Source organism: Pantoea phytobeneficialis (assembly GCF_009728735.1).
Classification (GTDB): Bacteria; Pseudomonadota; Gammaproteobacteria; order Enterobacterales; family Enterobacteriaceae; genus Pantoea; species Pantoea phytobeneficialis.
Genome location: NZ_CP024636.1, coordinates 3756248 through 3769119, shown reverse-complemented (window position 1 = coordinate 3769119; position 12872 = coordinate 3756248). Strand labels below are relative to the sequence as shown.

The 12872-nt window shown below is 46.9% G+C and carries 16 protein-coding genes; 12 read left to right on the top strand and 4 right to left on the bottom strand.

Features of this window, described 5'->3' with window-relative positions; all coding sequences use genetic code 11:
* The coding region (locus CTZ24_RS17420; protein ID WP_208723780.1) for a transposase at nt 1-206 on the bottom strand (206 nt) is incomplete at its 3' end.
* Nucleotides 207-427: 221 nt separating this feature from the next.
* Between CTZ24_RS17420 and CTZ24_RS17415 the strand changes: the two genes are divergently transcribed.
* Complete coding sequence (locus tag CTZ24_RS17415) at nt 428-724, top strand: hypothetical protein (RefSeq protein ID WP_208724209.1); 297 nt, start codon at nt 428-430, stop codon at nt 722-724.
* Between the two features lie 159 nt (nt 725-883).
* Here CTZ24_RS17415 and CTZ24_RS17410 read toward each other — a convergent pair whose 3' ends face one another.
* Complete coding sequence (locus CTZ24_RS17410) at nt 884-1723, bottom strand: phage repressor protein CI (RefSeq protein ID WP_208725582.1); 840 nt, start codon at nt 1721-1723, stop codon at nt 884-886.
* A gap of 114 nt (nt 1724-1837) precedes the next feature.
* Between CTZ24_RS17410 and CTZ24_RS17405 the strand changes: the two genes are divergently transcribed.
* The 11 genes from CTZ24_RS17405 (at nt 1838) to CTZ24_RS17355 (ending at nt 9978) form a co-directional block, all read left to right on the top strand.
* Nucleotides 1838-2239: a hypothetical protein gene (locus CTZ24_RS17405; protein ID WP_208724208.1), complete on the top strand. Its 402-nt coding sequence runs from the start codon at nt 1838-1840 to the stop codon at nt 2237-2239.
* Between the two features lie 31 nt (nt 2240-2270).
* Nucleotides 2271-2780 carry a phage regulatory CII family protein gene (locus tag CTZ24_RS17400; protein WP_208725581.1) on the top strand — a complete coding sequence of 170 codons (510 nt, stop codon included), beginning with the start codon at nt 2271-2273 and terminating at the stop codon, nt 2778-2780.
* A 9-nt stretch (nt 2781-2789) separates the two neighbouring features.
* Complete coding sequence (locus CTZ24_RS17395; RefSeq protein ID WP_208724207.1) at nt 2790-2978, top strand: phage filamentation protein Fil family protein; 189 nt, start codon at nt 2790-2792, stop codon at nt 2976-2978.
* Nucleotides 2942-3283, top strand: a complete 342-nt coding sequence (locus CTZ24_RS17390) for a DUF5347 family protein (RefSeq protein ID WP_208724206.1) — start codon at nt 2942-2944, stop codon at nt 3281-3283. The genes CTZ24_RS17395 and CTZ24_RS17390 overlap by 37 nt, the downstream gene beginning before the upstream one ends.
* Before the next feature lie 67 nt (nt 3284-3350).
* Nucleotides 3351-3581: a DUF2732 family protein gene (locus tag CTZ24_RS17385; RefSeq protein ID WP_208724205.1), complete on the top strand. Its 231-nt coding sequence runs from the start codon at nt 3351-3353 to the stop codon at nt 3579-3581.
* Nucleotides 3581-3805 (top strand): TraR/DksA family transcriptional regulator, encoded by a 225-nt coding sequence (locus CTZ24_RS17380; protein WP_208724204.1) that lies wholly within the window; start codon nt 3581-3583, stop codon nt 3803-3805. The genes CTZ24_RS17385 and CTZ24_RS17380 overlap by 1 nt, the downstream gene beginning before the upstream one ends.
* Nucleotides 3805-6036 (top strand): replication endonuclease, encoded by a 2232-nt coding sequence (locus CTZ24_RS17375; RefSeq protein WP_208724203.1) that lies wholly within the window; start codon nt 3805-3807, stop codon nt 6034-6036. Before CTZ24_RS17380 ends, CTZ24_RS17375 begins: the two co-directional genes overlap by 1 nt.
* 106 nt (nt 6037-6142) lie before the next feature.
* Nucleotides 6143-6319 (top strand): hypothetical protein, encoded by a 177-nt coding sequence (locus CTZ24_RS17370; protein WP_208724202.1) that lies wholly within the window; start codon nt 6143-6145, stop codon nt 6317-6319.
* 89 nt (nt 6320-6408) lie between these two features.
* The gene (locus tag CTZ24_RS17365) at nt 6409-7776 is read left to right on the top strand and encodes a PP2C family protein-serine/threonine phosphatase (RefSeq protein WP_208724201.1); all 1368 of its coding nucleotides are present in this window, start codon (nt 6409-6411) and stop codon (nt 7774-7776) included.
* Nucleotides 7777-7804: 28 nt separating this feature from the next.
* Complete coding sequence (locus CTZ24_RS17360; RefSeq protein ID WP_208724200.1) at nt 7805-8872, top strand: protein kinase family protein; 1068 nt, start codon at nt 7805-7807, stop codon at nt 8870-8872.
* Nucleotides 8869-9978: a serine/threonine-protein kinase gene (locus CTZ24_RS17355; RefSeq protein ID WP_208724199.1), complete on the top strand. Its 1110-nt coding sequence runs from the start codon at nt 8869-8871 to the stop codon at nt 9976-9978. The genes CTZ24_RS17360 and CTZ24_RS17355 overlap by 4 nt, the downstream gene beginning before the upstream one ends.
* Before the next feature lie 45 nt (nt 9979-10023).
* Here the strand turns inward: CTZ24_RS17355 and CTZ24_RS17350 are convergent, their stop codons facing one another.
* Together CTZ24_RS17350 and CTZ24_RS17345 are read right to left on the bottom strand one after the other, a co-directional pair.
* Complete coding sequence (locus CTZ24_RS17350) at nt 10024-11046, bottom strand: phage portal protein (protein WP_208724198.1); 1023 nt, start codon at nt 11044-11046, stop codon at nt 10024-10026.
* Nucleotides 11046-12809, bottom strand: a complete 1764-nt coding sequence (locus CTZ24_RS17345) for a terminase ATPase subunit family protein (RefSeq protein WP_208724197.1) — start codon at nt 12807-12809, stop codon at nt 11046-11048. Before CTZ24_RS17345 ends, CTZ24_RS17350 begins: the two co-directional genes overlap by 1 nt.
* Nucleotides 12810-12872: the final 63 nt, after the last annotated feature.

The following is a 12872-nucleotide window of genomic DNA, read 5'->3' as shown; positions in this document are numbered from 1 at the left end:
ACGACTTCTCCGCCTGAGGTCACGGCGGTCAGTGAGCCGTCTTCATATTGCCTGCGCCACTTGAAGATCTGATTAGCATTGATACCGTGCAGTCGTGCGACGTGAGACACGGTCATGCCCGGTTCCATAGTCTGCTGAATAATGGCAATTTTTTCCTGCGGAGTACGACGCCGACGTCGCTCAGGTCCTGATAACACTTCAACCATCTTATTATTCTGACTGGTGTTAAACATAGTTCCAAGACTACCTCTTATTTTAAGAGAGGCGAAGTGTCTGGTGATCTAAGGGGCTAATCTATCGTAACTGCCATATGTGAGTGTTCAAGGTTCAGTGATGGGAGACACATAGGAACACATACCCACTTCTAAATTTAAATTTTCAATAATTGACTTATAAACCAACAGACAAAAACTAATGAGGTGCAAATATGTCTCAATCACATCATTTTGGTTATGGTAAATTCACTAAAGAACTTTGGATAGCAGGAAAAAAAATCTTCCCCAAAGTTGTTGAAGTTGATGTAGAGTTTGAGACTGATGTTCAATGGGACTGGCTTATTGCTGATATTAATGGAAATATAATTAAAACAGTCACCGGAGGCAAGGCATCCTGGTCAAGCCTTCACCTTGCATCTCATGGACTTTATGGTGACTATAGCATTGGTTTTAAGAGTGATATCTCTGCTGTCAAAAGCATCAAACAGGGTGATGTTCAGTACGGATAGCACAATTTTTTATTAGTGGGGTAACGGTTAGCCCGGAACCTCACTAATATAAAAAATTTAAAATAAAACTTCACTTTTATATTTTTTACGTCATTATTAATGCCAAGAAAAATCATCTCAATGATATCATCCAAAGCATAAAACCTAATCAACACCCGCTCAAAAAACAAAGTCCATTGCTATTACAACCTTACCTACCGCAGTCACCTCATCAACACCACAAGAAAAAGTATTTCCTTTATTTGTCACGCTAATCCTTCTACCAGGAAGAAGTGTTATATTATAGATGTCATATTTATCATCAACACCAAGTAACCATCGGCCGTTGCTTATACCAGCCACGCTCATATCGACAATCCAGGCACCTGTGTTACTCGAAATAAAAATAGGTTCACTGATTGTGTGGGCGATAAAACTTAAATTGATTTCCCAGTATCCGGCATCTTGCAAGATTCCAGCGACTAAGTTTTTACGCGGAATTGAAGAGCTAACGCTTAGTTGAGCGTTCTCTTTTTGTTGTAACCCCTTCCCTGTTGCTAACCATTGCAGGGAAACCCCGGTATCAAGTGCGCAAGTTACAACGACCTCACCGGGAAAATGATTTCTGCGCACCCAAGTGCTTACAGTACCTGATGAAATACCTAACAGCTCACAAAGCTGCTTTTGCATCGTAAAGCCATAAGCATCCATGATACGACGTAACACTGGCTTACCGCCGTTAGAGATAATCTGTTTGTAAAGATCACCTCCTACTAACTGACCAACGCCAGCATAGTTTGCATTTGCAAGCTCACCAGTCACCAACCATCGAAGATCGACGCCGGTATCCAACGCACATTTGATAATGGCATTGCCTGGAACGCTGTCTCTTTGTGTCCAACCGCTGATATTGTTTGGCGGGATTTCAAGCGCGGATGCAAGATCTTTTTGAGTATTAACCCCATAAGAAGACATGAGTCTTTCGAGAATCTGAGCACTACCGCCCTTCTCTTCAATCATAAAAACACCAATAAGTGATAAATAATCATTTACCAAATCGTCTTTACGATCTAAAGTGCATTCACACCACATGAAACACCGTAGAACAAAACGACCACAAGGAGATACTGCGTTATGCATACTGAAAATGCAAACAGTCAGAACGCATTTGACTTAGTGCAATCTCAAGATTTTATTGCCAATGTTGCCGCCATTTTAATGCCAGCAATCAGCGAAGCGGTTAACGACGCTGTAAACAAAGCTGTCACGCTGGCAACATCCCCGACAATGTCCAAGCATGACTTCGCCACCGCAAACCGTATCAGCCTGTCTGTGCTAGAGAAATGGATCGCAAACGGTGTTGTCCTGCTGGCACCCACCCCATCCTTCACCTATACGCAAAACCGCACCAACCGTAAGACCGGTAAAGTAGTAGAAACCACCATGACCAAACATGGAAATCCGCTTATCAATGTTGCTGCCTGGCGCGAAAAGAATCGCCAACAAGCAATCAAATGTCGCTACATCAAACCCTAATTTGATTTTGCAAGTTGAGAGGGATTTGAACATGTTTGATTTCAAGGTTTCTACCCATGCGCACTATGACGATGCCTGTCGTAAATTCGCCTTAGCGCACAACATGGAAGACATTGCAAATAAAGCCGGGATGCGCGCTCAAACGCTGCGTAACAAGCTCAACCCGGATCAGCCGCATCAGCTCACAGTAACAGAGGTTCTTACTCTTACCGACGTAACTGAGGATGCAACGCTTGTCGATGGGCTGCTGGCACAAATTCAGTGCCTGCCATGCGTTCCAATCAACGAAGTCGCAAATGAAAAGTTACCCCTGTATGTCATGAAAGCAACCGCAGAAGTGGGCCAGTTAGCCGCTGGCGCAATTTCTACAGAGCCTATGACCGCCAGCAGTAAACGCGGTTTGCTGCAAAACGTTAATAGCGGTATCCGCTGCTTAACACTGGCAGCAATCGCGGTGCAGGCACGAATTCAGGCTAACCCAGCGTTGTCCTCTACTGTCGATGCTATCAGCGGTATCGGTGCATCACTCGGCATGAGTTGAGGTGTATTCATGATCTCGATGGCAGCAAGGCTTAAACGCCAAAGCCCATCCATGTCTTACGGGCACGGCTGGATCATGGGAGAAGATGGTAAACGCTGGAATCCAGCAGCGCCGTCATCATCTGGAGCAAAGTCTCAGGCATTACCAAAGAGAGGCAAATCATGGCTATCGAAGGCGATTCCATGCTGGTCGAACTGACAGCCGGTCAACGCGTTGCCGCGCTTAATCATGTTGCTCTGCTTCGCGCACAACTGATGGGCGGTAATTGCGAAAACGATGTGGCGCGTTTTATTGCTGAAATGCGAGATGTGACTGACAGCAATTATCAGGATAACAAACGTGCGTTAAGCGCCATCTTTTTCCTGGCGAATATCGGCAAAGACAGGCACTCAGCCGATTTCACTGATCTCACTACCGATGAAAGAAACGCGCTCATTCGCGCAATGAACCACCTGAAAGCCGTTGTGAGTTTATTCCCTAAACGAATGACGCTTTCTAATTAAATAACCCAAAGCACTTAATTGGCGTAAACCCGCCGGTATTCGCTTTGCCTGAAGAAAGGAAAATTACATGCTGAATAAATTTACTAAGTCCAGTAAACCAGCTTCATATATTGAACTTGATATGATGCTGAATGACGCACGCCGCGAAGAACGCCGCGGTCGTGCTGACCTTATGGTCTCCCGCCTTAACATCTTGGCCTCAAAAATTCGCCGGGATGAACTTACCCACGTCGAGGCCGCAGAGCTTCTTTATCAGGAAGCAGAAAAGCTACAGGCACAAATTGAGGAGGCGCATTAATGGCTGACTCAATGGACATCGTGCAGCAGCGCACCGACGAAATGCTGGCTCGCAACATCGCGATTATCGTAAATCGCGGTCCCGCTGTAAGCGCCTCATTTTGTGAAGACTGTGAAGCCCCAATTCCTGAAAAGCGCCGCCGCGCTTATCTGGGCGTCACTCGTTGTATTTCCTGCCAGGAGATTGAGGAACAGCGTAACAAACACCTGATGGGTAATTCCTGATGCATCAGGAATTCGCTTACCCGTGGAATGCTCCACGGGAAGCCATTGCCAGCCCTTATCCTACGTATGAGCAAATACACAGCCGCAGTCAGTTGATTGCGGCTTTAGCACATGCGCAGGAGCTGCTCGAACAGCAGCCGAAGCTGATCCAACTCGATGTTAAACGTCGTGCCAGCGAGCTGGAGAAAGCACAGGGAACAGCCCGCGCCAATGCGTACTTAACAAAAACTTTTGTTGAGCGCACATTGCCGCGTGTTGAATGCGTAAACGCAAAGTACCAACTCGACGAAATGAAGACAGCCACCTTTAACCTGCTGGCCGAAAATGCCGGAGAAAGAGCGGGTGCAGCACGCGCTGGCGGTGGGCTGTGGGAATTGATGAAGCGCTTTAACCGTCTGCCTGATATGGCGCGTGCTGATGTTGATCTGCTGGCTGGTGACGTGGCTAATTTTATTATGGCCGAACTGGTACAGACTCATAGCCAGGGTAGCGACGAGACAGATTACAAATACACGCATCGCGTTTATATGACCGCCGCGACCATCACCCGCGAACTGAATCAGACACCGCCGCTGTGGGATAAAGTCACATCACGTTTATTTGACCCGGAAGAAGTTACCCCGGCCATCATGCGCATGAAGACTGAAAAATGGTGGAAAGGCCGACTGCGTCGTGTTGCGTCTGCCTGGCGCGAGCACTTGCAGATCGCACTCGCTAACGTCAGCAAAAAGCACACCCCATATGCCAGCAATATGACGGTTGCGGAATGGCGTGAGCAGAAACGCCGCACGCGCGAATTTCTCAAAGGAATGGAGTTAGAAGACGATGAAGGCAACCGAATTAGCCTGATTGAGAAATACGACGGCAGTGTGGCTAATCCCGCTATTCGCCGCTGCGAGTTGATGACGCGTATCCGGGGCTTTGAAAATATCTGCAACGAGATGGGCTTTATCGGCGAGTTCTATACCCTCACCGCACCAGCCCGTTACCACGCCACTATTAAGACCGGCCATCGTAATCGTAAATGGAACGGAGCCAGCCCGACGGATACGCAACGCTACCTCTGCAACCTCTGGCAGAAAATCCGCGCAAAGCTGCATCGTGAAGAAATCCGTATCTTTGGCATACGTGTTGCTGAACCTCATCATGATGCGACCCCTCACTGGCATATGCTGATGTTTATGCTTCCTGAAAATGTCGATCGCGTGCGTGAAGTTATGAGCGATTACGCCTGGCAGGAAGATAACAAAGAGCTGAAAAGCGAAAAGGCTCGCAGAGCGCGTTTTCACGCCGAAGCTATCGACCCGGAGAAAGGCAGCGCCACCGGATACGTGGCGAAATACATCTCTAAAAATATCGACGGCTATGCACTCGATGGCGAGCTGGACGATGAAAGCGGCAAAGAGCTTAAAGAGACAGCGTCAGCCGTTTCCGCCTGGGCGGCACGCTGGCACATCCGCCAGTTTCAGTTTGTGGGTGGCGCGCCGGTAACGGTTTATCGCGAGCTGCGCCGCATGGCTGACAGCGAAACCGCTAACGGTCTGAGTGTTGAATTTGCTGCTGCGCACGATGCAGCCGATGCTGGTGATTGGGCTGGCTATGTCAACGCTCAGGGCGGGCCGTTCGTCCGTCGTGATGATTTAGCAGTGCGCACCTGGTATCAGCCGAGCGATGACGTAAACGAATACGGCGAGGAAACCGTGCGTATCAAAGGCGTTTTTGCAACTGAAGTTGGTGCAGACACGCCAATCTTAACCCGTCTGGCGCAATGGAAGATCGTCCCCAAACGTGCCGTTGATTTGGCCGTTGACCTTCAGGGCGCGTCTGCGCCCTCTCGGAGTTCTGTCAATAACTGTACGGAGCCTTCACTTGATGAGTTCCCTGTTGATTTCTCACGACCGCCAACCAGGGCTGAGAGAAAGCGGATTCTGAAAAGATTGTACGAAAGTGCACCAGTAAAACCGCCAAAGCCTCGACCTGCTCCGGTAAACGGTCGCTATCGGGAACAACGCGAGAAGTTAAAAGAGACTTTTTATGATGTCTCACGGCTGACTCTGTCCGAGGGGGAAGCCACACGCATGATGATGGGACACAGACTCAAGGTTGGTGATCAGGTTTTCTGGAGTGGAACCAGTGGTCATCTGTTCCGCGACAGGAGAAAAGCCTCAACTGCCCTGCAACGATTCCAGGCATTGGCCGCGTGCCATCAAAATGGTAGTGATGTTCAATAAACAACCGTTCGGACATTTCTGAGTGATACGATTCTTTACGGTTCCTTAACGGCATGATACTGTTTATACATACAGTATATTTTAAAGGTAAGGAGTTAACGCGCTGATGGACATCGATAATCTGAGCGAGACAGTGGCAAGAATCCAGTTTATTGCCGACGTCTCACTGATTGCACACTGCAAGGAAGATGAATTAAAAATGGCACTGTCGATGATTAGCGATATGGCCGGAACCATTGATACATCGTCTTTCCAGGACGCTATCTTCTTCCAGGCAGATTGATGCCTGCCGTATAACTCCCCAAGCCTGAGCCGCCGTTTTGGCGGCTTTTTTGATGGTGCAGTAGAACGCATGTGCGTGCATGAGATTGCATGATCCGAACAGGATCGCTAATCGTCCCTGCCCTCATGGCTGGCGCGGTTTTGGGTGGAACATGCATATGCATGAAAAGCGGTGCACAAAGCGGGCAGGCGTGGCGGGGAAAGCATTGCGCGCCAATGACAATTCATTTCAATAATATATTCTTGATTTTGCTGAGTTGCAGGTTTAAATTATTAAAATTGGTTGTACAAAATGTAATTCCAACTAAACCATTTCGCGAAATTAAGAAACTTACGGGCATGAATATGTTGATAGACAACAAAAATATTTTAGAAATCATAAACGATCCTTTTCATGCGGAAATATTTAATGAAATAATAAACGCACCATTCAATCAGGGTTTTACTGTTAAAGATGATAAATACAAATTTGGTTTTTCTACACATCCCGGCCTAGTTAGGAAGCGTAATGAAGATAGATTAGCCTTATGCATTGTTAATTTCACGAATAAAGAATATTATTTTTGCGCCATTTTGTGTGACGGTGTCGGGGGAACTGAGTTTGGGGATATTGCGGCATCGATAGCAATAAGTTCTATTCTTACTAAACTTAGCAAAAACCATAGCAAAACGCCTCTCAAAGAACAGCTGACTACAATTATTCAGGAAACAGATAACCTTATCAGAAAAATTTTATCAGGCAGAGGAAGCACAACGTTAAGCTTATTTCTTGCTTCCTCTACCGGGGATATTATTTCCATAAACATTGGGGATAGTAGAGTTTTTTCATGGCAACCTATAACAAAACAACTCAAACAAGTAAGTATAGATGACACATTAGAAAATGAATTAGCTCATCTCAAATTAAAAGATGCATCGGCCTTAAGAGAAATGAAATTAGGTGGGACATTGAGTCAAGCCTTGGGCGAAAAAAACAGATCTGAATATGATCTAAACTTCAATTTTTACCATAAAGAGAACTTTCCAGAGGGCGTTATTCTAGCTAGTGATGGCGCATGGAAAGAATCGGAAAGTGCCTTTAAAAAAATAATAATCAACTCCCCAAATCATGAAGTTGCCAGGAGAGTTGTTGTGTCATCAACTTGGCTTGGCGGTGGTGACAACACATCAATAATAACCATTCCATCACTAATTACGTTACAACAAGAAATTGAATCCAGCAGATTGAGTGTTTATTCCAATACTCTTTCTTTATGGTGTGGCGATTTCAAAGCCAAATTCATATCACCAGTAACAGTTCCCTCCAATGAAGCAAAAAAAGCCAATTATAAAAAATCGAACAAAAAGATTACAACACCTACCACGAAGAAAAATATCAATGAAAAAAACTTGAACATACAAGAAGAGATAATAATTGAGGAATTCAATCTTGATAATAAACATAAAAATGACCACTAAACATATCACACCCAAGAAGGATTGAAAATTGAACAGGTATGAGCTTATCAAAGGACAGACTTTTTCTGGTGGTTTTGGTAATCTTCAGTTAGTCAAAGATACCTACTTGGATAGAGAAGTCCTTTTTAAAAGAATGAGCAATCCTCAGGATAATGATCAATTAATAAATGAAATACAAGCGTTATCTAAAGCCAGATCGCGACATGTGATTGAAATATACGACTTAATTAGAAACCCACAATCAGGATTGCTTGAAGGTATAATTATAGAGTTCCTAAAAGGTCGAGATTATTTAAATTACCACAATGAAACACCTTTCGACTCTTATTCCTTCCTGATAATTTTATATCAAATTAGCCATGCTTTGTATGACCTACATAATTCCGGAATAGTGCATCGCGACCTAAAGCTTGAAAACATAAAGTCTTCTGAAACGGGCGTTTTAAAACTCTATGATTTTGGATTATCATCTACAAACGAAGATTATTATACAAAATCGAATAGAGGGACAATCATATACGCTGCTCCAGAGTTATATGTTAGCAATGCCAAAATCACAACTGAGATGGACATCTACGCCTTTGGGATTTGTGCTTGGAATTTAGTTACTACCACTCGTAACTTCAGCCCGGCATTACTTGAAAAACCACCTATGAGATCTAAACCATACACTACAATTGGTAGATTACTCACGGGCAAAGTAAATGATGAAATAATAAACACGATTGATTCTTGTTTAAATTCAAACCCTAGTTTAAGACCCAGCTCAAAAAGATTAACAGAAACATTCTACAAACATTTGTTATATAATAAACACAAAGGTTTGTTTGTGGAAAAGAACAGCAGTATTTATGAGCTATCTCATTCAAAAACCGGTGTTCGTATAAAACTCAGTCATGGTGAAATAATAGTTAATTATGATGGTTTTGACTTTATAATTAGCGCCGTTTCTGGAGAAGTTTATATAAATAACACACCTGCCCAGATTGGGGACTGCCTCCCTAATGCTTGCCTGATTACTTTTGGACGCCCGGAATTTGGTTCTGGCCGCAGGTTCGTCACTTTCTTATCATCACATCCGGAACTAGTTATATGATAAGCACAAAATTTAATAATGGTGCAGTTTTAATTGACAGATATGTCATAATCGAATACATCGCCGCTGGTGGGATGCAGGAGGTTTATTACTGTCATGATAAAGTTCTAGATAGATTCGTTGTTTTAAAAACACCAAAACAAGGTATAAGCGACCGTCGATTCAGACGCGGAGCAGAAATGGGAGCTAAGATTCATCATTCTAATGTTGCCTCAACACTGGATTACTATGAAGATGATCATTTGACATTTATGATTGAAGAGTTCATAGACGGAATGGATTTAGGAAAAAAATTAGAACAACACTTTTATTACCTTGACCCACACCTTGCTTCGCATGTAATTAAGAACCTTACTAAATCGCTCGTTGAAGCGCATAGCAATGGTATATGTCACCGAGACTTAAAACCCAGTAACATAATGGTATCAAATGACTTTAATCTATCCAAAGTCAAACTTACTGATTTTGGGATCTCTAAACTTGCAGAAAATGAGATCGCAAAAGAGATAGAGCTTTTTGAAAAAGATAATAACACCCTGACAACATCTCAAACATTGCTTGGCGCTGTCCCATATATGGCTCCAGAATGTTGGGATGATTGGAAAAATGCTGGCAAACCTATGGACATCTGGGCCCTAGGCTGCATTGCATATCACTTGGTGAGTGGAACCCCACCGTTTGGTACTGGCCGTCGAGCTATCAGAGATGTAGCGAGATATCAGGATGGTGCATTTACATTAACTAAACCGGCAACCTTTGGAAAACATAAATCAGTTGAAGCTCTTGAGGATGAAATATGGAATTTAATAAAAGAGTGTTTGAGAGCTGATCCCAAAGCACGGCCAACCGCAGACAATATTTTAACCAGCTTCAATGAAATATGCTATTCCAATGACACCAGAAGCAATGGCGTCATATTATCATATGGCGTGCCATTTGAATCCACTGGTTTCATAAGAGATGTAAAAACAAATGAAGAATGGTTCTATCATTCTTCGGAGGTATATGGAAAGTCATCATTCGATATTGGTGAGGAAGTTTGTTTCAATACTTTCCCAGGACATCCTCGCGGAAGATGCGCAACCATCCTGATATTAAAAAGCTAATGAGTATTCAGATAACCTAAAGCAATAAATGCTTTAGGTTATCTGTCAGAATGTATACTCTTTGAACTTTATAGCTTCCAAGTTCAGCTTGTAATTAATTTCCTTAAACCTTTCTTGCAAAGGAGTAAGCTCATTCCTAACAAACACCTGCGCCGCCTTAACCGCATCACCAAACCCACCCGAATTATCCGGGATGATACCCATCATCTGCGGCGGCACACGATGCGCACTCAACAAATCATCTCGACTCGCTTTCTTGATATTGAAAAAATCATCCCGTGTTGCCACCTCACTCAGCGGCAAAATTTTGATTCCATCCGGCTTGCCGTTAGGCGCATACATAAACAGATTCCGAAAATTGCCTAAGCCTTTTGTATCACGCATCGCCTGACGCATACGGTCGATATCGCTGCTGCTCTGCGCCGCGTCGGTCATGTACAGGATGTAACCGGCGTGCGCGCCGTTCTGGTAATACTTGCGGCGGAAGAGCGTGGCCGACTCATTCAGCCAGGCGGAGTTAAGCGCGCTGAGATATTCCGGCAGGCCGTACAGCTCCTGATTGATATCCGGCTCGATAAGGTGAAACACCTGCCCGGCTTCAAACTGGTGTGCGTCCTTCCATTCGTTAATAAACCAGTAGACTCCATCTTCAACCCCGCGTCGCGTATATTTGGCCGGAGAGGTTTCCAGTCGCAGTGGCTGGCCGAGCGCGTTGCGGCGCAGTTCGGCAAAGGCATTACCAAACACCAGATAATCAAGCGCAAACTTGCTGAATTCCTGCTGACTCAACAGCGGATGCGGGATAAAAGTTGAGGCAAGAATGTTGCGCTTCACATACAGCGGTGAGCTGTGATGCACCGCCGAGCGCAGGCTTTTCGCCAGCCCGTGAAAGCTGACCGGCGGCTCATACCAGCGGCCGTTATGGATGCATTCGGCATAATCCAGAATGTCGCGCTTATCCATCACCGGCGTGGGATCGCCAAAGGTGAACGCCTCAACCGGCTGCGATGCAACCGGTGCGGCGTGGGCGGGTGCGGTAAATGCCTTGCGGCCTTTGCGTTTGCTCATCAGTAAAATTCCATGAAAGAAGGATTTACGCCGCCGCTGGCTGCGGTAAGCGGTTCGTTTAGCAGTGCGTGCATGATGGCCCAGGCGACGTCGGCGTGGCTGGCGTCTTCGCTGCGGCTGGCCTCGTAGGTAGAACGGTTGCCGCTGGCGGTCATGGTTTTGCGGATAGCCATAAAGGATTGGGTGATGTCGGTCTGTCCCGCGTCGTATTCCAGTCGCCCGTTGCTGATGGTGTCTTTCGCCTTCAGCACCATTGCGGTTTTCACCTCGGGGGTGTAACGGATTTCCCTTGCGGCCGGGTAGAACTGGCGGACCAGCTGAAACACACCCTGGCCGATGCCGGTCGCATCAATGCCGATGTATTCAACGGTGTATTTTTCCGTCAGCTCCTTAATCGACTGCGCCTGCGCGGCAAAGTCCATGCCGCGCCACTGGTGGCGCTCCAGCACGCGGAATTTGCCACCGGCAACCAGCGGTGGCGCGATAACGGCACAGCCTGCGCTGTCGCCGGTGTGCGAGGGATCGTACCCAATCCACACCGGGCGGTAGTCGAACGGGCGCAGCGCATACGGGTTAAAGTCGGTCCACTCCTCCAGGCTGTCCACCATGCAGCCCTGCAACTCGGCGAACGGAAACACGCTGGCCTCGTCGTCGACAAATTCACACATCAGCAGGTTCTGATACTCAGCCGGGCTGTATTCGAGTTGCAGCTGGTCGATGTCGAACAGGTTGCAGCCGCCCGTCAGTGCATCCTCAACCGTGACAATCTGCCGCCACTGGCCGTCACCGCACAGCGCGCCTTTCGCCAGGTGCGAATGTGACAGGTCAATTTCAATGCGGTCATCTTTGTTGCGGCGTCCCTTATTGAACAGCTCCCCGGACCAGAACGGGTACGCGCTGTGCGACAGGCTCGACGGAGTGGAGAAATACGTCGTGCGCCATTTCTTGTGCAGCGACATGCCGCTGGCAACTTTGCGCAGTTCCTGGAATTTCGGTATCCAGAAATATTCATCCAGGTACAGATTGCCGGTGTAGCTCTGTGCGGTGCGCACGTTGGTGCCGAGAAAAATCAGGCGGGCACTGTTCGGCAGCACAATCGGATCGCCTTTCAGGTCCACATCCACCGAGCGGGCAAAATCGATGATGTAGTTTTTGAAGACGTGCGCCTGCGCCTTGCTGGCTGACAGGAAAATCTGGTTGCGACCGGTAGTCAGCGCATCAAGCAATGCCTCGCGGGCAAAGTAGAACGTTGCACCAATCTGGCGGGATTTGAGGATGTTGCGGATACGGTGCGCCAGCCCGGCTTTATGCCAGTTGAGCTGGTACTCAAAGCAGCCATCTATAAACAGGCCGGTCAGTTTGTCGGTCTGCTCGTCGCTGAAAATATTCTTGATAACCGGCTGACGTTCGCCCCGGTTGCGGTTGCGCACGTTCGGATTAAGATCCGCCTCGTTACCGCTGCCCCGGTAACGTTCAACGCGGGCCAGCCGTTCAATCTGTCGCCCGAGCAGGTCTATCTCTTTGTAATCCCTTCCTTCCTTCACGTCTTTGAGGATGAGCTGAGTCAGCCGCGCCTCAAGACTGAATTCCACGCGGCTGATGGGCGCAACATCTTCCCAGGCGTCGCGGAGTTTCCAGCTCTGCACGGTTGGTGTTTTCTGTCCGAGCGTCTCCGCTATCTGGCGCACGGAATACCCCTGCCAGTAAAGCAGTGCGGCCTGACGGCGCGGATCGCTGATGGTGGTGCCGGGTGTCATGTTCATGCCGCTAAGGCTACCGGCGGCAAAATGGGCGCGCCTGCCCTCACTGTCTGCTGGTCGGTGAGC